The organism is Cryobacterium sp. TMT4-31 (genome assembly GCF_004403385.1).
In the GTDB taxonomy this organism is placed as follows: Bacteria; Actinomycetota; Actinomycetes; order Actinomycetales; family Microbacteriaceae; genus Cryobacterium; species Cryobacterium zongtaii.
Genome location: NZ_SOGI01000044.1, coordinates 118,443 through 137,626, shown reverse-complemented (window position 1 = coordinate 137,626; position 19,184 = coordinate 118,443). Strand labels below are relative to the sequence as shown.

17 protein-coding genes are annotated in these 19,184 nt (G+C 64.4%); 9 read left to right on the top strand and 8 right to left on the bottom strand.

Annotated elements, in window-relative coordinates; all coding sequences use genetic code 11:
• Positions 1–48 precede the first annotated feature (48 nt).
• The 6 genes from E3T19_RS11155 to E3T19_RS11130 all read left to right on the top strand — a co-directional run bounded on the left by E3T19_RS11155 (position 49) and on the right by E3T19_RS11130 (position 7,886).
• Entirely contained in the window at positions 49–2,346 is a 2,298-nt protein-coding gene (locus E3T19_RS11155; RefSeq protein WP_134408812.1) for a DUF6049 family protein, read from the top strand.
• Positions 2,321–3,958 carry a murein biosynthesis integral membrane protein MurJ gene (gene murJ, locus E3T19_RS11150; RefSeq protein WP_134408811.1) on the top strand — a complete coding sequence of 546 codons (1,638 nt, stop codon included), beginning with the start codon at positions 2,321–2,323 and terminating at the stop codon, positions 3,956–3,958. The genes E3T19_RS11155 and murJ overlap by 26 nt, the downstream gene beginning before the upstream one ends.
• A gap of 164 nt (positions 3,959–4,122) precedes the next feature.
• Positions 4,123–5,097 (top strand): thioredoxin-disulfide reductase, encoded by a 975-nt coding sequence (trxB, locus tag E3T19_RS11145; RefSeq protein ID WP_103429920.1) that lies wholly within the window; start codon positions 4,123–4,125, stop codon positions 5,095–5,097.
• A gap of 10 nt (positions 5,098–5,107) precedes the next feature.
• The gene (gene trxA, locus E3T19_RS11140; RefSeq protein ID WP_088457771.1) at positions 5,108–5,431 is read left to right on the top strand and encodes a thioredoxin; all 324 of its coding nucleotides are present in this window, start codon (positions 5,108–5,110) and stop codon (positions 5,429–5,431) included.
• 134 nt (positions 5,432–5,565) lie between these two features.
• Positions 5,566–6,885, top strand: a complete 1,320-nt coding sequence (locus tag E3T19_RS11135) for a PLP-dependent aminotransferase family protein (RefSeq protein ID WP_088457772.1) — start codon at positions 5,566–5,568, stop codon at positions 6,883–6,885.
• A gap of 41 nt (positions 6,886–6,926) precedes the next feature.
• Positions 6,927–7,886: a D-alanine--D-alanine ligase gene (locus E3T19_RS11130; protein WP_134408810.1), complete on the top strand. Its 960-nt coding sequence runs from the start codon at positions 6,927–6,929 to the stop codon at positions 7,884–7,886.
• Between the two features lie 2,018 nt (positions 7,887–9,904).
• Here E3T19_RS11130 and E3T19_RS11125 read toward each other — a convergent pair.
• The 8 genes from E3T19_RS11125 to rpmH all read right to left on the bottom strand — a co-directional run bounded on the left by E3T19_RS11125 (position 9,905) and on the right by rpmH (position 14,920).
• The gene (locus E3T19_RS11125) at positions 9,905–10,945 is read right to left on the bottom strand and encodes a ParB/RepB/Spo0J family partition protein (RefSeq protein WP_088457774.1); all 1,041 of its coding nucleotides are present in this window, start codon (positions 10,943–10,945) and stop codon (positions 9,905–9,907) included.
• Positions 10,945–11,883, bottom strand: a complete 939-nt coding sequence (locus E3T19_RS11120; protein WP_088457775.1) for a ParA family protein — start codon at positions 11,881–11,883, stop codon at positions 10,945–10,947. Before E3T19_RS11120 ends, E3T19_RS11125 begins: the two co-directional genes overlap by 1 nt.
• Before the next feature lie 87 nt (positions 11,884–11,970).
• Positions 11,971–12,600 carry a 16S rRNA (guanine(527)-N(7))-methyltransferase RsmG gene (rsmG, locus tag E3T19_RS11115; protein ID WP_088457776.1) on the bottom strand — a complete coding sequence of 210 codons (630 nt, stop codon included), beginning with the start codon at positions 12,598–12,600 and terminating at the stop codon, positions 11,971–11,973.
• A gap of 11 nt (positions 12,601–12,611) precedes the next feature.
• The gene (locus tag E3T19_RS11110; protein WP_088457777.1) at positions 12,612–13,136 is read right to left on the bottom strand and encodes a R3H domain-containing nucleic acid-binding protein; all 525 of its coding nucleotides are present in this window, start codon (positions 13,134–13,136) and stop codon (positions 12,612–12,614) included.
• Positions 13,137–13,141: 5 nt separating this feature from the next.
• Positions 13,142–14,116, bottom strand: coding sequence for a membrane protein insertase YidC (gene yidC, locus E3T19_RS11105; protein ID WP_088457778.1), 975 nt, complete (start codon positions 14,114–14,116; stop codon positions 13,142–13,144).
• On the bottom strand, positions 14,104–14,436 hold the full coding sequence (gene yidD / locus E3T19_RS11100) for a membrane protein insertion efficiency factor YidD (protein ID WP_088457779.1): 333 nt from the start codon (positions 14,434–14,436) through the stop codon (positions 14,104–14,106). Before yidD ends, yidC begins: the two co-directional genes overlap by 13 nt.
• Positions 14,433–14,774 carry a ribonuclease P protein component gene (gene rnpA / locus E3T19_RS11095; protein ID WP_088457780.1) on the bottom strand — a complete coding sequence of 114 codons (342 nt, stop codon included), beginning with the start codon at positions 14,772–14,774 and terminating at the stop codon, positions 14,433–14,435. Before rnpA ends, yidD begins: the two co-directional genes overlap by 4 nt.
• 8 nt (positions 14,775–14,782) lie before the next feature.
• Positions 14,783–14,920 carry a 50S ribosomal protein L34 gene (gene rpmH / locus E3T19_RS11090; protein WP_010204566.1) on the bottom strand — a complete coding sequence of 46 codons (138 nt, stop codon included), beginning with the start codon at positions 14,918–14,920 and terminating at the stop codon, positions 14,783–14,785.
• 393 nt (positions 14,921–15,313) lie between these two features.
• On the opposite strand from rpmH, the gene dnaA reads away from it, so the two are divergent.
• The 3 genes from dnaA to gnd all read left to right on the top strand — a co-directional run bounded on the left by dnaA (position 15,314) and on the right by gnd (position 19,180).
• On the top strand, positions 15,314–16,735 hold the full coding sequence (gene dnaA / locus E3T19_RS11085; protein ID WP_088454781.1) for a chromosomal replication initiator protein DnaA: 1,422 nt from the start codon (positions 15,314–15,316) through the stop codon (positions 16,733–16,735).
• A gap of 365 nt (positions 16,736–17,100) precedes the next feature.
• Positions 17,101–18,249 carry a DNA polymerase III subunit beta gene (gene dnaN / locus E3T19_RS11080; protein WP_088454782.1) on the top strand — a complete coding sequence of 383 codons (1,149 nt, stop codon included), beginning with the start codon at positions 17,101–17,103 and terminating at the stop codon, positions 18,247–18,249.
• Between the two features lie 43 nt (positions 18,250–18,292).
• Positions 18,293–19,180, top strand: a complete 888-nt coding sequence (gene gnd, locus E3T19_RS11075; RefSeq protein WP_134408809.1) for a phosphogluconate dehydrogenase (NAD(+)-dependent, decarboxylating) — start codon at positions 18,293–18,295, stop codon at positions 19,178–19,180.
• Positions 19,181–19,184 lie beyond the last annotated feature (4 nt).

Here is a 19,184-nt window from a genome sequence, read left to right as displayed (position 1 = left end):
CAGCCGGCGCGGAGGGTTCTCACCCGGCTACGCCGTAGAATCCCGTACATGCTGGCCGATCCGAATCACGCGCGTCGGCCTGCGCTCCCCGGAATCCGGCGTCGCATCGTGGCCGCGCTGCTGTGCGCCCCCCTGCTGCTCTGCCCGGCGCTGGCCACCGCGACTCCGGCAACCGCCGCGACGGGCACGTTCGTGGGGTCGGTGGACACGGCGACCAACGACGACACCGTCGCCCTGCACGTCACACCGGCCACCTCCTCGATCCTGCGCCTCAACGAGGACCTCAAGCTCTCCGTCACCATCACCAACGATTCCGCCACCGCCATCCCCACCGGAAACATCGATGTCTTCCTGGCGGAGCGGGCGCTGACCAGTTCAACGGACCTGGACGACTGGCTCGCCTCGGACGAGGACGACGACACCGGCAGCGACCTGATGACCAGCGTCCCGCTCACCGTCCCCGTGCAGCCCAACAGCACAGTCACGGTCGCGGTCTCGGTGCCCAACGCCGCGCTCGGCCTGTTCGAGTGGAGTCCCTGGGGACCGCGGGGCATCGCGGCCTCCCTCAACACTGATGAATCGGTGCGGGCGTCCGGTCGGTCCACCTTCGTCTGGTACCCGGATGCCTCCGTGCAGCAGCCCCCCGTCGTCACCCCGGTCAGCCTCGCCGTAGCGATGCCGATCACCACCCCCGCGAACAGCTCCGGCCTCATCAGTGCCGAGGATCTCGCCGCGTACACCTCCAGCTCCGGTATCCTCACCCGCCAGCTCGACGGGCTTCTCAACCGCCCCGTCGCGATCGCCGTCGACCCGATGATCATCGCCTCGATCCGGGTGCTCGGAACGAGCGCGCCTGAGTCCGCGATCACCTGGCTGAACCGCCTCGATCTGGCGGAAAACGATATATTCCCGCTCGGGTATGCAGACTCGGATCCTTCCCTGGCCGTTCAGGCCGGGTCAAGCAGCCCGCTCTCACCGACCTCGCTGACCTTCGCCACCGACCCGGCCCTGTTCGTTCCCATCGAACCCACCGCCGCGCCAGCGCCCGAGGGCAGCGCCGTCGATCCCGGCGCACCGACCTCGTCCGACGCGCCCGCGGTCCCGGACCAGCCCACCGGCGAAAACCCTGTGCCGACCCTCGACCAGCTGCTCGCCTGGGACTACACCTCCACGTCCATCGCCTGGCCCGCCGACGACGCCGTCGCTCAGGCAGACCTGTCCGCCTTCGCGACCGCGGAACTCACCACGACGCTCCTCTCATCGGGCAACGTGACCCTGGACGACCCTGAAGTCACCACCAGCACAACTGTCGACCTGGGCTCCAACGAACTCGGCCTGGTTGCCGACGCCGGGATCTCGGAGGCGATGCGCTCGGCCGTCATGGCCACGACCGATGACGACTGGCGCGGGTACATGGCCGAGTTGTCCTCCCAAATCGCCGTCGTGGCCGCCGCGAATCCCGACCAGGCGCACACGCTCCTCGCTACCCTCGATCGCGGCTGGCCGCCGACCGCGGCGCGGCTGGCGCAGACCATCGACGCACTGTCGGCCCTGCCCTGGTACTCCGCAACAACGCTGACGGCGGCAGCAGCAGCTCCGGTCTCCACCGACGTCACCTTCCGGCCGCAGGCCGAGCCCAGCAGCAGCGTCGACCTCGCGAGCCGACTGATCGCCCGGGAAGCCGAGATCGTCTCCTTCTCCACAGCCCTCGCCGATCCGGCCGCCGTCACGGCACCGAACCGGCTCGCCGTGCTGGCCCTGCTGGCGACGTCCTGGCGGGCCGACCCGGACGACTGGCGCACCGCCGTTGACGACAATCTGGCGACGTCCAGCGAGGTGTTGCGGTCGGTCACGGTGAGCACCAAGGGACCGATCAATGTCGTCGGAAGCAAGGTCGACATCCCCGTCACGCTGAACAACGCCCTCGGCCAGGCCGTCACGGTGCGGGTACAGGTCGTCCCCTCCAACGGCCGCCTGGTGGTGGGCAACGATGTCGAGGCCGTGATCGACGCGAGTTCGGCCAAGACAGTGTCTATCCCCGTGACCGCAGCGGTCGGAAACGGCGCGGTCAGCCTGCGAGTGACGCTCTTCACCCCGTCCGGGGCGCAACTGGGTCAGCCCTCGTTGATCTCGGTCAATGTGCGCGCGGACTGGGAAGGCATCGGATCCCGCATCTTTGCCGCTCTGGTCGTGCTGTTCTTCGGCTTCGGCGTGTGGCGCAACATCGTGCACCGGCGACGCGACCGTTCACAGGGCGCCGAAGCTGACGCCGACCCGCTCGACAGCGACCCCGCCGTCACTCCCCCAGCTGTTGCCGACGATGTCCCCCCGGCTCCCCGTGGTTAGCCAGGGCGGCGTCGGCCGCGCCAGTGCGATCTTGGCCTCGGGAACTCTCGTCTCGCGTCTGCTCGGTTTTCTCAAGGTCATCGTCTTCGCCCACATCATCGGGCAGATCGGCAGCGTCCCCGACGCCTTCACGGTCGCCAACCAGCTGCCGAACACCGTGTACACGATCGTGGCCGGCGGCGTCCTCACCGCGGTGCTGGTTCCCCAAATCGTGCGCGCGAGCCTGCACGACGATGGCGGGACCGCATACATCAACAAGCTCGTCACCCTGGCCTTGAGCATCCTGGCCATCACGACCCTGGCCGCCACGCTGCTCGCACCCCTGATCACCCGGTTCATCGGCCTGGGCTTCTCCCCCGAGCAACTGTCGTTGGCGATCGGATTCGCGTACTGGTGCCTGCCGCAGATCTTCTTCTACGGCTTGTACACGGTCCTGGGCGAGGTCCTCAACGCCCGCAAGTCCTTCGGCCCGTTCACCTGGGTGCCCGTGATCAACAACGTGATCTCCATCGGCGGTCTGCTGCTGTTCGGTCTCCTGTTCGGTATCGACACGGATGGCCAACGGCCGCCGGCCGACTTCACCCCGGGGATGACCGCCCTGCTGGCCGGCAGCGCGACGCTCGGTGTCGTGTTGCAGGCCCTGGTGCTCTACTACTTCTGGCGCCGCATCGGCTTGCGCTACCGCCCCGACTTCGCCTTCAGGGGTGTCGGCCTCGGCGCGGCCGGCAAGATGGCCAGCTGGACCTTCGGCATGCTGCTGCTGACCACGATCGCCGGCATCGTCGAAACGCAGGTCGTGACCCTCGCATCGGGAGAAGGCGCTTCCTCCACCGTCATGAGCACGGCGTGGCTGATCTTCATGCTGCCGCACTCGATCATCACGGTTTCCGTGGCCACCGCGTATTTCACCCGGATGAGCGAGCACGCCGCCCGCCATGACACCGAGAAGCTGCGCACGGATGCCTCCTCGGCCATCCGCGGGACCACCCTGCTGATCGTGCTCGCCAGTGCGGTCATCATGGTCTGCGCCTACCCGTTCGCCACGGTCTTCGGCGAAGCCGGGTTCGAACAGGTGCAAGCCATCGGCAACGTCATCATCGCCTTCCTCCTGGGCCTGGTGGCCTTCTGCGTGCTCTTCGTCGTGCAGCGCACCTTCTACGCCCTCGGCGACACGCGGACCCCGTTCTTCTTCACCCTGTTCCAGGTGGTCCTGGTCATCACGGGTGTGCTCGGCTGCGCCCTGCTTCCGCCGCAATGGATCGCGTTCGGCATCGCCCTCGTGGTGACGGTATCCGGGATCCTCCAGGCGATCCTGGCCGCGTGGCTGCTGCGCAAGCGTCTCGGCGGTATCGACGGGCGGCGGATCCTGCGCAGCCTGGTGAAGTACGTCGCCGCCGTCATCGTCCCGGTCGCCGCGGGAATCGGCATCCTGGTCGTGCTGGGCGGCACCACGGCGGGCGGTTTCGCCGTGTCGGGAATCGGACCGGCGATTCTCTCCATGATCCTGATCGGTTCGGTCATGGCCGTGCTGTACTTCGGCCTGTTGCTTCTCATGCGCAGCCCCGAACTACACGGCTTCCTGGCCCCGTTGAAGGCCCGCCTCGGGCGGTAGCCCGCCCGTGCTGCGGGTAATGGCCGGGTGACCGGTTGCTGAACAGCAGCTGTGCAGCGGGGGCTCGAGCCGGACGGAGCGGAATAGCTTCCGATTAGGATGTGTTGTACCCGAATGTGAGGCGCCGAAAGGCGTCTCTTCCACTGATTTCAAGGAGTCTACGCGTGCGTCAGATCATCATCATCGGTTCGGGTCCTGCCGGATTCACCGCCGCCATCTACGCTGCGCGTGCGAACATGAAGCCGCTGCTGATCGCCAGTTCGGTCGAGGCCGGCGGTGAACTGATGAACACCACCGACGTTGAGAACTTCCCGGGCTTCGCCGACGGCATCCAGGGCCCGGAGCTGATGGCGAAGATGCAGGAGCAGGCCGAGAAGTTCGGCACCGAGGTCGTCTACGACGACGTGACCAAGCTCGAATTCGGCGACACGGTCAAGTCGGTCACCCTCGGCAACGGCGAGAAGCACGAGGCCCTGTCGGTGATTTTCGCCACCGGGTCCGCCTACCGCAAGCTCGGCATCCACGACGAAGAGCGTCTGAGCGGCCGGGGCGTGTCCTGGTGTGCCACCTGCGATGGTTTCTTCTTCAAGGAGAAGGTCATCGCCGTTGTCGGCGGCGGCGACTCCGCCATGGAGGAGGCCACCTTCCTCACCCGCTTCGCGAAAAAGGTCTACATCATTCACCGTAAGGACACCCTCCGGGCGTCCAAGATCATGCAGGAGCGCGCTCTGTCGCACCCGAAGATCGAGTTCGTCTGGAACTCCGAGGTCGTCGGCATCGATGGTGAAGAGGCCGTTGAGGGTCTGCGTCTTCGTGACACCGTCACAGGCACCGAGAGCACCCTCGAGGTGGGCGGTTTGTTCGTCGCCATCGGCAACGACCCGCGCACCCACCTCGTGCACGATCTGCTCGACCTCACCAGTGAGGGCACCATCGCCGTCGCCGGACGCTCCTCCAAGACCAGCCAGGCGGGCGTCTTCGCCGCCGGAGACGTCATTGACCCCACCTACCGCCAGGCCGTCACCGCGGCCGCCAGCGGCACTGTGGCGGCCCTGGACGCCGAACACTACCTGGCCACCCTCCCCGAGGACTTGCTGGCTGCGGCCGGCGACCCCGAATTTGCAAGCGTCACCAACTAAGGAGCACTACATGTCAGCACGCGCCGTCACCGACGCCACCTTCGACCAGGAAGTCATCAACAACGAGAAGACCGTCCTGGTGGACTTCTGGGCCGAGTGGTGTGGCCCGTGTCGCGCCGTCAGCCCGATCCTCGACCAGATCGCCGCGGAGCACTCCGACAAGATCGACATCGTCAAGCTGAACGTGGACGACCACCCGGCCCTCGCCGCAAAGTACATGATCACCTCCATCCCCGCGATGAAGGTCTTCCAGAAGGGTGAGGTCGTCAAGACCGTCATCGGCGCCAAGCCGAAGCCCGCCCTCGAAGCCGACCTGGCCGCCTACCTCAAGTAGCCGCCGGCAGGTTCTTCCGCGAACCCGACACCCGCCCGGCAGCCGCCGGGCGGGTGTTTTTTGTAAATTCAAGCGGATGCGGCCGCTGAGCGACGCACCCCATACGATTAAGGCCACACCAGAACGGATATGACGTGACAGCGATAGGCACCTCCCAGGCCGGCAACAACCTCGACCCGTGGTACCACCACTACGCCGAGCGAGCCGCCGCCCTGCGCGCCTCCGAGGTGCGCGCCCTGTTCGCCGTCGCCTCGCGCCCCGAGGTCGTCTCCCTTGCCGGTGGCATGCCCTACGTCGCCGCCCTGCCCCAGGACCTCGTGATCAACGCGATGGACAGCGTCATGCGCAAACAGGGCCCCGTTGCGCTGCAATATGGCTCTGGCCAGGGAGTTCCCTTGTTCCGTGAGCAGATCCTCGAGGTCATGGCGCTGGAAGGCATCCGCGCCCACGCCGATGACGTCGTCGTCACCACGGGGTCGCAACACGCTCTCGAACTGGTCAGCAAGCTCTTCCTGGACCCCGGCGACGTTGTCATCGCCGAGGGGCCGAGCTATGTCACGGCCATGGTCATCTTCAAGTCGTACCAGGCCGATGTCGACCATGTACCCATGGACGAGCACGGCATGATCCCCGAGGCCCTCCGCGAACACATCGCACGCCTGAAGGCCGCCGGTCGCAAGATCAAGTTCCTTTACACGATTCCCAGTTTCCACAACCCGGCCGGGGTGACCCTCAGCTGGGCCCGCCGTCTGGAGATCCTGGAGATCGCGAAGGCCAACCAGATTCTGGTCCTCGAGGACAACCCGTATGGGCTGTTGTATTTCGACCAGAAGGCACCGGATGCCATGCGTTCCATCGAACGGGACGGTGTGGTGTACCTGGGGACCTTCTCCAAGACCCTCGCCCCCGGCTTCCGGGTGGGTTGGGCCCTGGCGCCGCACGCAATCCGCGAGAAGCTCGTGCTGGCCAACGAGGCGGCGGTACTCTCCCCCAGCTCGTTCAGCCAACTGGTGATCTCCGAGTACCTGTCCACCGCGGATTGGAAAGGTCAGATCAACACCTTCCGCGGCGTCTACCGCGAACGCAAGAACGCCATGCTTTCCGCGTTGACGGAATACCTTCCCGAGCTCACCTGGACCAACCCCAACGGCGGGTTCTACGTGTGGCTCAACCTGCCGGACACCCTGGACTCCAAGGCAATGCTGCCTCGCGCGGTCAAGGAGCTCGTGGCGTACACCCCCGGCACGGCGTTCTTCGCGGATGGTCAGGGTCGCCAGAACATCCGGCTTTCCTTCTGCTATCCCACGCCGGACCACATCCGCCTGGGTATCCGTCGCCTCGCCACCGTCATCCGTGACGAACTAGAGCTGCTCGACACCTTCGCCGGAACAGGCTCGCTGTTTCCCGCCCACGACGGTCGCCGCTTCGGCGCCCCGCCGCCCGACATCAACTAACCCCGCGTTTCTCCGGCTCGAGCTAAGGAAAACCCCAGATCATGAGCGAATCAGAGTTTCTTGACATTGTGGTGCTCGCGGGTGGAATCTCGCACGAGCGCGACGTCTCCATGCGCAGTGGCCGCCGGGTGGCAGACGAGCTGACCGGGCTCGGTCACACCGTGACCGTGCTCGACCCGCAAGCGGGACTCCTCACCGAGCTAGCCACCCGCAAGCCCGACGTGATCTGGCCCGTTCTGCACGGCGCGACCGGAGAAGACGGTGCCCTGCTCTCACTGCTCGAGACCACCGGGATCCCGCACGTCGGCCCGCGTGGCACCGCGGCGGGACTGGCCTGGTCCAAGCCCACCGCCAAGGAACTTGTGCGTCGCGCCGGATACGCCACCCCGCCCTGGATCGCCCTCTCGCGTGAGACCTTCCGCGACCTCGGTGCCGCCAGCGTGCTCGAGCACCTCGTGACCGCCCTGGGCACACCCCTGGTCGTCAAACCCGCTCAGGGTGGTTCCGCCCAGGGCGTGACCATTGTCGACACGGCAGCAGGTCTCCCCCGCGCTATGGTCGATGCCTACACCTACGACGAAACCGCCCTCGTCGAGACGAAGATCGAAGGCACCGAGCTTGCCATCACGGTCATCAACACCGGTGCCGGGCCCGTCGCCCTCCCCGCCGTTGAAATCGTGCCCGTGAGTGGCGTCTTCAGCTTCGAAGCTCGGTACAACGCCGGCGAAACGCTGTTCTTCACGCCGGCCCGCATCGCCCCGGATGTGGCCCAGCGGGTGGCCGAGACCGCCGTGGCGATTCATAGCCTGCTGGGGTTGGCCCAGCTTTCCCGCATCGACCTGATGGTCGACGCCGAGGGGGTCGCATGGTTCCTCGAGGCGAACGTCCTGCCCGGACTCACCGAAACCTCGCTCGCCCCGCAGTCCATTGAAGCCTCCGGAGAGTCACTCGGAACTGTCTATGCGGCTCTCGCTCGAGCGGCCTCCACCAGCCTGCAGTAGCCACGCGTTGCCGTCATGTTTCACGTGAAACACGACCCTCCGAGGCTGGGTGTTTCACGTGAAACATTGTCAACGACGGCTCCCAGTGGCCGCTCGTCACCATCTCGCCGGTCCGGCCAGAAAGCGAGACGCGCCCTTCGGTGGTCGAGCTGGTCGAGGCCCTGCTGGAGGAACCTAGGCGGCCACCCGCTCCTGGCGACAGATCTGAACTTCGTCCCCACGTCGTTTGATCTGGCGGCTCCGAGCGCCACCGCGCGTCCACTCCCCCGCGCGTCCACTCCCCCGCGCGTCAATGCCGCCGAAGTAGCTCGGGAACGCCACAAATCGCCCTCGACTGGCCCAAAACCGGCTCAAATTGCGCTGTAGAGGCCGTTGTATGCGCTCCCGTGCAGCCCATTGGCACCGGAAACCCGCTTTCGACAACCACAATCAGCCGTGGGTGCGCATTTCAGACCTTGACGTGCAGGCCCCAACCACCTTGCCGGTCGAGCCTGCTGAGCCCCTAGGTGACGAATGTTTCACGTGAAACACCGGACCGGAGACGCGGCAGCTTCCGACGGCGCATCCGCCCCGACCACCGAATTCGCCTCCATTTTCGCTGAAACAGCCCTCTCAAGTCCCCCATTTGCGGCCGCTCCCCTCGCGGGATCGTTCCTACTCATGAGTGCCAAAAACTTGACGTCGACAAGTTCAATCAACCAGACATGGAGCCCACGGGGCCTATCCAGAAGCGGGAGCGGAATCTCGACGGGCTGAAGCAAGCGAGTCAGGGCCCGTTACGTCGCCCGCGTCAATCCCCGACACCCTCACTGAGCGGTCGGGACGATCCGAACGCCAGGGCTTGCGCTCCGCACGTACGTCGGCCGAGCTTGACGACACGGCCAGAAGTCTCGAGCCGCGGGCACGGCCAGACCCACCCGACGTGCTCCGGCCAGAACACGCAGGTTGCATGCCATTTCGGGGGTCGTGCCTATCGAGTCCCGACACGGCCAGTGTTTCACGTGAAACAACGCTCGGAGCAGGTCCAGCCGGCGCAATTCCGGGCCGTTTGACGTAAACCCGACACGTGAGCCATCGAACGACCACTCCCCCGCTTTCGGAGGGCCAAAGACAGCCCGGCGACGCCACGATCGTCTTACGAGCGTCCGGAATCGGGCCAGGGGTCGGTCACGGTCAGCGCTGAGCAGAGCGCGTCGTGCCAGCCGGCTCAGTGAATCTGATGTCAGAAATCTCAAGCGGTTAGGTGAGACCTGAAGAGTCGCTTCCTCGAACGGGGCACCGTGATTTCGGAACGCCCCAGTCAACCCGCCTCGAAGGAGCAGTCATGGCCTGAGCGTCGCACCCTCGTGGTTGGTCAAGCCCGTCGCTACCACGCGCGGCAGCTGTTTCACGTGAACATCACACTCGACGGGATGCCCGTCGTGAGCCAGGGTTCGTCAACCACCGGCCACCCGGTTTCTCGCCGCAAAGGGGGTACAGTAGGCAATTTTCCCGCCAGATTGGCGCGAATTGACGGCCCTGAGAGCCATCGTAAGGCTGCTGCTCCGCTTGTCAGCGGCGCAAATGCCGGCTCGTCGCGCCACAGTCGCCCTCTCAACGCCCCAAATGAGCTCAAAATCGCGTAAACCGATGACTGCCGGCCGCGCGGTTCGGGCTCAGGAGCATCGAGGATCCGACTTCGACAGGCTCAATCCCGGGGACCCCCGTTGGATCGGACTCGTCGACAGGCCCAGGCCTGATTTCGACAAGCGCAATCAGCGAGGCCCGGTTGTGGGTGAGCGTGCGAGACCCTCGGATTCGAACATCGACCACGTCAGTCACCGAGGCCCGGAAGGGTGGCCAGGAGCCGAGCTGTCAGGACCCGGAAATCTGATATCCACATGCTCAATCAGCGAGGACCGCCGCGGGCGAGTGCGCCCGAATCAGTAGGGAACCTCGCTCACCTCGATCAGCGAGACCCGCCGTTTGGCAGGCCTACCTCGTCCCACACCGAATGTTTCACGTGAAACAGTGCCCGGCTAGTTGGCTCCGAAGCCGGGTTCCCCGAGTACGCCGAGGATGCGGTTCAGGTCGCCGATCGTAGCGAAATCAACTGTGATCTGGCCTTTACGTGCGCCCAGGTTGATTTTCACGCGGGTATCGAGGCGGTCTCCGAGGTGTTCGGCGATCTCGTTGAGATGTCCCTGTCGCTTTCCGGGTGCGGGTTTCACGACAACGGGTTTGGGTCCGGCAGCGGCGGCGGCCTCAGCCGCCCGCACCGACAGGTCCTCGTTGACGATCTTGTCTGCGAGGCGCAACATGCCCTCGGTGTCCCCCACTGACAGCACTGCTCGCGCATGACCAGCCGACAGTACGCCGGCCGCAACACGAAGCTGCACGGCCTCCGGCAGCTTCAACAGGCGCAGGGTGTTGGTGATCTGCGGGCGCGACCTACCGATGCGGCTGGCCAGCTCTTCCTGGGTGATGTCGAAGTCCGACAGCAGCTGCTGGTAAGCGGACGCTTCTTCGAGCGGGTTCAGCTGCGCGCGGTGCAGGTTCTCCAGCAGCGCGTCGCGGAGCATGTCGATGTCAGCGGTATCCCGCACGATCGCCGGGATGCTGTCGAGGCCGACTTCCTTGGTGGCGCGCAGGCGCCGCTCCCCCATGACGAGTTCGTACTTGCCCGGCTGTTCCAGGAGCGGACGCACGACGATGGGCTGCAGCACTCCGACTTCGCGAATGCTGTGCACGAGTTCGGCCAGGTCGTCCTCGTCGAAAACGCTGCGCGGCTGCACGGCATTGGGCACGATGTCGGCCGGATTCAGATGCGCAAGGCGCGCCCCGGGAACCGGAAGAAGCTCAACAGTGGTCTCGTCGGCCGCCTCGATCGTCGCCGTCGAAGCCGAACCTGCGGAAGACGTCGGCGCAGAGCCGGGCACCGGGGAGGCGCCGGCGGTGCCCTCGGCGTGCGGGACCTCGTTGTACGGGAAGAAGACGTCAACGGGTCGTGCCTGTGACGGGTTGTCCTGCACGGGAATGAGCGAACCGATACCGCGGCCGAGCCCTGTACGTTTCGCCATTACTGCGCATCTCCTGTTCGTGGAACGCCCCGACGGGCGATTTCTGCGGCTGCTTCGAGGTAGGAGAGCGATCCTGCCGAGTTGAGGTCGTAGCTGATGACGCTCTGACCGTAGCTGGGCGCCTCAGAAACCCGCACCGAGCGCGGAATCAGCGTGTCCAGCACCTGTTTCGGGAAGTGATCGCGCACATCTTGCGCCACCTGGTTCGCGAGGTTCGTGCGGCTGTCGTACATGGTGAGCAGGATCGTCGAGACGATGAGTTGCGGGTTCAGGTGCTTCTCGATCAGCTCGATGTTCTTCAACAGCTGACTCAGTCCCTCCAGCGCGTAGTACTCGCACTGAATCGGGATGAGAACCTCCCGAGCGGCGACGAACGCATTGATCGTGAGGAGCCCGAGGGACGGCGGGCAGTCGATGAAGACGTAGTCGTAGGGGTCCGCCATCTCCTTGATGTGCAGGTCCAGGGCGCGACGCAGTCGCTGTTCCCGGGCAACGAGCGAAACGAGTTCGATCTCTGCGCCGGCCAGGTGGATGGTCGCCGGTACACAGTACAGCGCCCCGAACTCCGGGCTCTTCTGCACAACGTCCACCATCGGCAAGTCATTGATGATGACGTCGTAAACACTCGAGGTCTCGGCGCGGTGCTCCACACCGAGCGCGGTGGAGGCGTTGCCCTGCGGGTCCAGGTCGATCACGAGAACACGCGCACCCTGGCGGGCCAACGCGGCGGCCAGGTTGACGGCGGTGGTGGTCTTGCCCACCCCACCCTTCTGATTGGAGATGGTGATCACCCGGGTGCTCTCGGGCTTGGGTAGCCTCTCGGCGGCGATCACCTGACGGCGGCGGGTCAGATCCGAGATCTCCCGCGCCAGGGGGGTGCTGTTGTCGACGCCGGAACCGGGAGTGCCGGTCTGCTGGTCTTCGCCGGGATGTTTCACGTGAAACCTTTGCGTTCGACGGTTGATGAGCCACCCGAAAGGGTGCCCCGGAGTTCTCCGCCCATGTTGCGCGGATGTTGCCGGGGACTAGTCCACTGTAGCCTTAATGACCCGCGTGACGTCCTCCAGCACACCCTCGCCGAGGGTGAGGACCTCCACATCGCGCAGGCGGAACTTCTTGATCGGCTTGGCGGCGTTGGCGATCTCCCCCGCGGCACCCGCGCCCTTCATCAGCACGAGTTCACCGCCGGAACGCAACAGTGGGGCCGTGAGGGGAATCAGGGTCTTGAACGCGCTCACGGCGCGGGCGGTGACCTGATCCAGGGGCGTATCCAGACGGATGTCTTCGGCGCGGGCCCGCTGCACCCGTGCGTTGGTGAGGCCGAGTGCGGCGATCTGGCCGGTCAACCACGCCACTCGGCGTTCCATCGGCTCGATGAGCACGAACGAGACATCGGGCCGCGCGATCGCCAGCACCAGACCCGGCAGCCCGGCGCCCGATCCCACGTCGCCGACCAGGCCGGGCTTCAGGAGTGGTGCTACCACGACGCAGTTCAGGATGTGCCGGCTCCACAACCGGGGAAGTTCGAGCGGACCGATCAGGCCGAGCTCCTCCCCCTGCTCGGCGAGGTGCCTGGTGAACTCTCGGGCGACCTCGATGCGGTCACCGAAGAGTCCAGCTGCAACGGCGGGCTCGGCCTCGAGGGTCTCAGTCATACTCGGTGTGGCTACGCTGCCGTGATGACGGTGTGACGGTCGCGACCTTCGCCCAGGGACTCGGAGACGTATCCGCGCTCCGAAACGATGTCGTGCACGAGCTTGCGCTCGTAGGACGACATCGGGGGGAGGGAAGCCTCCGTTGCGCCGCCTTCGATGCGCTCGATGGCGTGGCCGACGAGGTCGGTCAGCTCGGCCTCGCGGGCCTCGCGGGATCCGCCGATGTCGAGGATCAGCCTGGAGAACGACCCGGTCTTGTTCTGCACGGCCAGTCGGGTGAGCTCCTGCAGGGCGTTCACGGTGTCGGGCTTGGACAGCAGGCGCAGGTTCTGCGGGTCAACCGAATTCACCGACAGGTAGGCCCGTCCGTTCCGGGCATCGATGTCGATGTCACCGTCGAGGTCGCAGATATCCAGGAACTCTTCAATGTAGTCCGCTGCGATGTCGCCTTCCTGCTCCAGCTGGCCGATGGTGGGAGCGGCGTCGGACGCGGCATCCGCGTTGATCACGTCGGTGTTCTCAGTCACGATGTCCATCCCTCTTACTTCTTGGGGCCGGTCTGCTTTTTGGCACGGTTCTTGCCAACGGGCTGCTGGCGCTGGGCCGGCTTCTTGGGCTCGTCGACAATGATGACGTCTCCGTCGGTTGCGATGAGCTTGCCCTTGCGGGCGAGCCGCTCTTCGCGGGCCTTGGCGGCCTCACTGCCCGGTGTGGGCATGTTTCGGATGACGAGGAACTGCTGGGCCATGGTCCAGATGTTCGATGTGAGCCAGTAGAACATCACGCCGAGCGGGAAGGCCACACCGGAGAAGGCGAAGACCAGGGGCAGCAGGTACAGCATGATCTTCTGCTGCTTGAACATCGGGCTGGCCTTGGTCTCCGGCGACATGTTCTTGGAGACGATCTGCAGCTGGGTGATGAACTGCGACGCGGTCATCAGGACGACCATGGTGGCCGCGATGATCATGACGGAGAGGTTGAAGTCCGCTCCGGAGGTCCACAGCGTCCACTGCTGGGCGAACGTGTCGTGCAGCGGGGCAACGCCGAACAGGTTGGCATTGCCGAAGCTGGTCGCCAGGGCCTGGTTGAGGGGGCCGACGCCGGCGTTGGAGCGCTGGGCGTCGTTGAGCACCGAGAACAGGGCAAAGAAGATGGGCATCTGCAGGAGCAGGGGCAGGCACGAGGCGAGCGGGTTGGTCCCGGTGCGCTTGTACAGCTCCATGGTCTCGCGGGACATGGCCTCGCGGGAGAACTGGTCCTTCTTGCCCTTGTACTTGTCCTGGATCTTTTTCAGCTGCGGCGCGACCTCGAGCATCTTGCGCTGGCTCTTGATCTGCTTCACGAAGATGGGGATCAGCGCAGCTCGCACCACGAGGACCAGGCCAACGATGGACAGCACCCAGGTGATGCCGTCGTTGTAGCCCATGCCGAGGTTGGAGAACAACCAGTGGAAGGCGACGAGCAGAAGCTCAACGGCCCACTTCAGCGGCCAGAGGATAGTACCTATGAGGTCCATACGTGCGGGTCAGCCCTTTCCGTGGCTAAAGGAACTACAAATCCAAACGACGTCACGGTGTAGCGACGGTGTCGTTTCAGGGGAACATCATCGATTCCGCCCTCAGCCCAAGGATGACAACGCAAGACCCGACGTGCGGCGAAAAAAGAGCCGACGATCAGGCCATATTCTTGGACGGCGCCGAGGGCGTACGCCGAACACGAGGGATAGTACCGGCAAACATCGCCGTACAACGGTGAGATTACTGCGCGATAGACCCGCAGGAGCGCTACCCCGAGATTTCGGGGCAGCAATACCAACGTGAGGATCACCCTGTTCATCTCGCGCGCTGCCCCTTGACCAGTGCAGTCGACAGCTCGGCCACAAGATCGGGCCAGCTGGCGTGCACAGATGTCGGCAGTGCGCGAAAAACGATCTCCGTCCCGGCGGGAACGCCAGGAAGGAGATCGAAGCTTGCCGCTTTCAGACGACGACGCACGCGGTTTCGAACCACCGCGCCGCCCACGTTCTTGGCGACGATGAACCCGAACCGCACCGGGGTGGGTTCTGGGTTGCGGCGGAGGTACGCCACAGTGTGCGGGCCGACGACCCGCACACCTCGTCGAACGACAGCCTTATAGTCGCTCCCGCTCGTGATGCGATTGGCGTGAGCGAGCACGGGAGGTCTTACGCGGAGAGTTCGGTGCGACCCTTGCGACGACGAGCACCGAGGATGGCGCGTCCGGCGCGGGTGCGCATACGAAGACGGAAACCGTGCACCTTCGCGCGACGACGGTTGTTCGGCTGGAACGTTCTCTTGCTCATTGTTCAATCTCCACGTATTGGATCTCCGCAGGCCAAAACGAGCGGCCGGGAAAGAGTGAGGTAGCCCACGGGCTGGGGTCAACTGATTAAAACTACGGCTTCGCTCGCCCGTGGTCAAACTGACGACGCCCAAACGTTCGATTCTGCCCATTGAATTCCCATTTCCGGTACAGACACGCTGGCAATCTTCAAGCTAATTTGGCCTGACCGCCGGTCATTGACTACCGTGAGGACAAGTTATCCACAGGTTGTGGGTAAACCCTGAGAATCCAGTTGTTATTTGCCCACAGGCGGTGGATAACGTTGTGGATGAATCGCCCGATGGGCATTCTGTGTCCACCCGCGAAGGCTCTCTCAGGGCGGCAAACGTACAGATGAAGATTGTGGGAAACCATGCCAGACGGGGAACAGCCCATCAGCGAGACATGGCGGTCAGTTCTGACCATTCTGGAGTCGGACGACACGGTCACTCCGATGCTGTACGGCTTCCTGAACCTGGTCGAGCCCAAAGGCATCGCGGCCGGCACCTTCTACCTGGAAGTCCCGAACGAGTTCACCGCGAGCATGCTCAACGTGCGCATGCGGGTTCCCCTGCTCACTGCCATGGGCCAGCTCAGCGAATCGGTCGCGGTCACCACGTTCTACGTCGTGGTCAATCCCGAGCTCGAGCAGGAGTCCCTGCGCCCGGTTCAGGAACCCATCGAACGCCAGCCTGACATCGAGACGCCGGCCACGCCGCAGTCGGTTTTCGAAAGCACTCCCCCTGAGCGCCCCCACGACACCCGGCTGAACTCCAAGTACAGCTTCGACAACTTCGTCATCGGACAGTCCAACCGGTTCGCACATGCCGCGGCCGTCGCCGTTGCCGAGGCTCCGGCCAAGGCGTACAACCCGCTCTTCATCTACGGTTCCTCCGGCCTGGGCAAGACCCACCTGCTGCACGCCATCGGCCACTACGCGATGAGCCTGTATCCGGGCATCCGTGTGCGCTACGTCAGTAGCGAGGAATTCACCAACGACTTCATCAACTCGATTGCCAACAACCGCGGTTCCGCCTTCCAGAACCGGTACCGCAACATCGACATCCTGATGATCGACGACATCCAGTTCCTGCAGGGCAAGGCGGAGACCCAGGAAGCGTTCTTCCACACCTTCAACACCCTGCACGATCACAACAAACAGGTCGTCATCACCAGCGACCTGCCGCCGAAGGCCCTCACCGGGTTTGAAGACCGCATGCGGTCGCGCTTCGAGTGGGGCCTGATCACGGATGTCCAGGCTCCTGACCTGGAGACCCGCATCGCGATCCTCCGCAAGAAGGCGCAGAGCGAGAAGCTGCAGGTTCCGCACGACATTCTCGAGTTCATGGCGTCGAAGGTGTCGTCGAACATCCGCGAACTCGAGGGCACGCTGATCCGGGTCACCGCGTTCGCGAGCCTGAACCGCACCCCGGTGGACATGAACCTCGTGCAGACGGTGTTGAAGGACGTGATCACCCTCGATGAGGACAACGTGATCGCTCCGGTGGACATCATCACGAACACCGCGGACTACTTCAAGCTCACCGTCGACGACCTGTACGGTTCGTCACGTTCGCAGGCTGTGGCCACCGCACGACAGATCGCAATGTACCTGTGCCGGGAACTGACAAATCTCTCGCTCCCCAAGATCGGCCAGCTGTTCGGCAACCGCGACCACACGACGGTGATGTACGCGAACAAGAAGATCAGCGAGCTCATGAAGGAACGCCGATCCATCTACAACCAGGTGACGGAACTGACAAACCGCATCAAGCAGGATCACCGCTACAAGTAAGAGAAAATTTTTTTGTGTTTCGTACCTGTGGATAACCCTGTGGAAACTGCCCGGACAACTTGGCACAATCTGTAGAAACGCACGGCTCGCTTGTGAAAACTCGGAATTACAAAAACAAGTTCGTGTCATTCATTGGGCTTACCGCTCACAGGGCGTCCACAAGTTACAAGTTTGTAGTTCCCAGTCGCTGAGCGCTATCCACCGAGTTATCCACAGTTTCCACAGCGGTTAAGAAGATTAACGATTAACTTCATTAGCTCCAGGTCCAACAACCTTTACTCGCCGAGGCTCACAAGAAATAGGCAGCGGATAAACCCGACTAGCATTGAGGCCGTATCCAGGTCTCCACCGACAGGAGTGACTTCGTGAGATTTCAGGCCAATCGGGATGTCTTCAGCGAAGCCGTATCTTTCGCTGTCAAGCTCCTTCCCCAACGCACCACCCTGCCCATTTTGAGCGGCGTCTTAATCGAAGCGACAGAGACCGGCCTGATCCTGTCCTCGTTCGACTACGAAGTGTCGGCCCAGACCGAGATCGCCGCCGATGTCGAAGAGACCGGCAAGGTGCTCGTCTCCGGACGCCTTCTGGCCGAGATCGCCAGCCGGATGCCGAACGCTCCGGTGCGGTTTTCCACCAACGAGTCCCGCATCACCGTGAGCTGCGGTACCGCGAACTTCACCCTGCTGTCTATGCCGGTAGAGGAATATCCAAGTATTCCCCAGGTCAGCGCCCAATCCGGCCTGGTACCCGCCGAGGAATTCGCCGCGGCAGTCTCGCAGGTCGCTGTCGCCGCATCCCGCGATGACGTCACCCCGGTGATCACCGGCGTGCAGCTGCAGATCACCGAGAACAGCATCAGCCTCGTCGCAACCGACCGGTACCGTGTCGCCGTTCGCGAGATCGACTGGGACCCGGGAGCCAACCAGGCCCAGGAACCGATCACGGCCCTGGTGCCGGCGCGGACCCTGCAGGAGGTCGGTAAGACCTTCGGCCACAGCGGCACGATCTCGGTGGCCATCACCAACACCGACGACCGCGAACTGATCGCCTTCACCGCGGATAAGAAAACCGTCACGTCGCTGCTGATCAAGGGCAACTACCCGCCGGTGCGTCGCCTGTTCCCGGACAACGTCGACAACTACGCCGTGATGAACACCGCCGAACTGATCGAGGCCACCCGCCGCGTGCAGCTGGTGCTGGAGCGGGAGGCGGCCCTGCGGTTCAGCTTCACTTCCGACGGTCTCACCCTCGAGGCCATCGGCTCGGAGCAGGCCCAGGCCTCTGAGACCATCGACGCGATCCTCGCCGGCGGCGACACCGTCGTCTCTCTCAAGCCGCAGTTCCTGCTGGACGGCCTCGGCGCCGTGCACTCCGAGTTCGTGCGCATCTCTTTCACCAAGACCGAGAACCCCAACAAACCGGGACCCGTGCTCATCACGAGCCAGACGTCGCGCGAGCAGCCGGGCGCCGACAGCTACCGGTACCTGCTGCAGCCGAACCTGCTCCTGCGCTAACCCGCCGGCCTCACCAGCACGACACGAACCACGAAGGACTGCCATGCACATCGGAATCGTCGGCCTGGGCAAAATGGGCGCCAACATGCGCGACCGCCTGCGCGCCGCCGGTCTGACCGTCACCGGCTACGACCGCAATCCCGAGGTTTCCGACGTCGCCGGCACCGCCGAGCTGGTCGAGGCGATCCCGTCTCCCCGGCTGGTCTGGGTCATGGTTCCGGCCGGAGCCATCACCACCGCGGTGATCGCAGACCTGGCCACGAAGCTCTCCCCCGGCGACCTGGTCATCGACGGCGGCAACTCCAGGTTCACCGAGGACTTCACCCATGAAGCGCTGCTCGCCGAAAACGGGATCCACTACGTCGACGCCGGTGTTTCCGGTGGGGTCTGGGGTCTCACCAACGGATTCGGCCTCATGGTCGGCGGTTCCGCCGCCGATGTGGAAACGGCCATGCCGGTCTTCGACGCGCTGCGTCCGGAGGGCCCGCGCGAAGAAGGCTTCGTGCACGCCGGCAAGGTCGGCGCCGGTCACTACGCCAAAATGGTGCACAACGGCATCGAATACGCGCTGATGCAGGCCTATGCCGAGGGCTACGAACTGCTGGAGAAGCGCGACGACCTCATCCAGGATGTGCCCGGCATTTTCACGGCCTGGCAGCGCGGCACCGTCGTGCGGTCCTGGCTGCTCGAACTCCTGGTGCGTGCCCTCAAGGACGACCCGCAGCTGGGCGACATCGAAGGCTACGTCGAAGACTCCGGCGAGGGACGCTGGACCATCGAAGAAGCCATCAACAATGCCGTTCCGGTGCCCGCGATCAGCGCGTCGATCTTCGCCCGGTTCGCCTCCCGCCAGGATGATTCCCCAGCCATGAAGGCGGTGGCCGCGCTGCGCAACCAGTTCGGTGGGCATGCCATAAAGAAGGCAGACTGATCCC

What these genes read in the sequence shown, in the direction of transcription:
- E3T19_RS11155 (WP_134408812.1), top strand. Translation starts at nt 49, where the DNA reads ATGCTGGCCGATCCGAATCACGCGCGTCGGCCTGCGCTCCCCGGAATC.
- murJ (WP_134408811.1), top strand. Translation starts at nt 2,321, where the DNA reads ATGTCCCCCCGGCTCCCCGTGGTTAGCCAGGGCGGCGTCGGCCGCGCC.
- trxA (WP_088457771.1), top strand. Translation starts at nt 5,108, where the DNA reads ATGTCAGCACGCGCCGTCACCGACGCCACCTTCGACCAGGAAGTCATC.
- E3T19_RS11130 (WP_134408810.1), top strand. Translation starts at nt 6,927, where the DNA reads ATGAGCGAATCAGAGTTTCTTGACATTGTGGTGCTCGCGGGTGGAATC.
- E3T19_RS11125 (WP_088457774.1), bottom strand. Translation starts at nt 10,945, where the DNA reads ATGGCGAAACGTACAGGGCTCGGCCGCGGTATCGGTTCGCTCATTCCC.
- rsmG (WP_088457776.1), bottom strand. Translation starts at nt 12,600, where the DNA reads ATGACTGAGACCCTCGAGGCCGAGCCCGCCGTTGCAGCTGGACTCTTC.
- E3T19_RS11110 (WP_088457777.1), bottom strand. Translation starts at nt 13,136, where the DNA reads ATGGACATCGTGACTGAGAACACCGACGTGATCAACGCGGATGCCGCG.
- yidC (WP_088457778.1), bottom strand. Translation starts at nt 14,116, where the DNA reads ATGGACCTCATAGGTACTATCCTCTGGCCGCTGAAGTGGGCCGTTGAG.
- yidD (WP_088457779.1), bottom strand. Translation starts at nt 14,436, where the DNA reads ATGAACAGGGTGATCCTCACGTTGGTATTGCTGCCCCGAAATCTCGGG.
- rpmH (WP_010204566.1), bottom strand. Translation starts at nt 14,920, where the DNA reads ATGAGCAAGAGAACGTTCCAGCCGAACAACCGTCGTCGCGCGAAGGTG.
- dnaA (WP_088454781.1), top strand. Translation starts at nt 15,314, where the DNA reads ATGCCAGACGGGGAACAGCCCATCAGCGAGACATGGCGGTCAGTTCTG.
- gnd (WP_134408809.1), top strand. Translation starts at nt 18,293, where the DNA reads ATGCACATCGGAATCGTCGGCCTGGGCAAAATGGGCGCCAACATGCGC.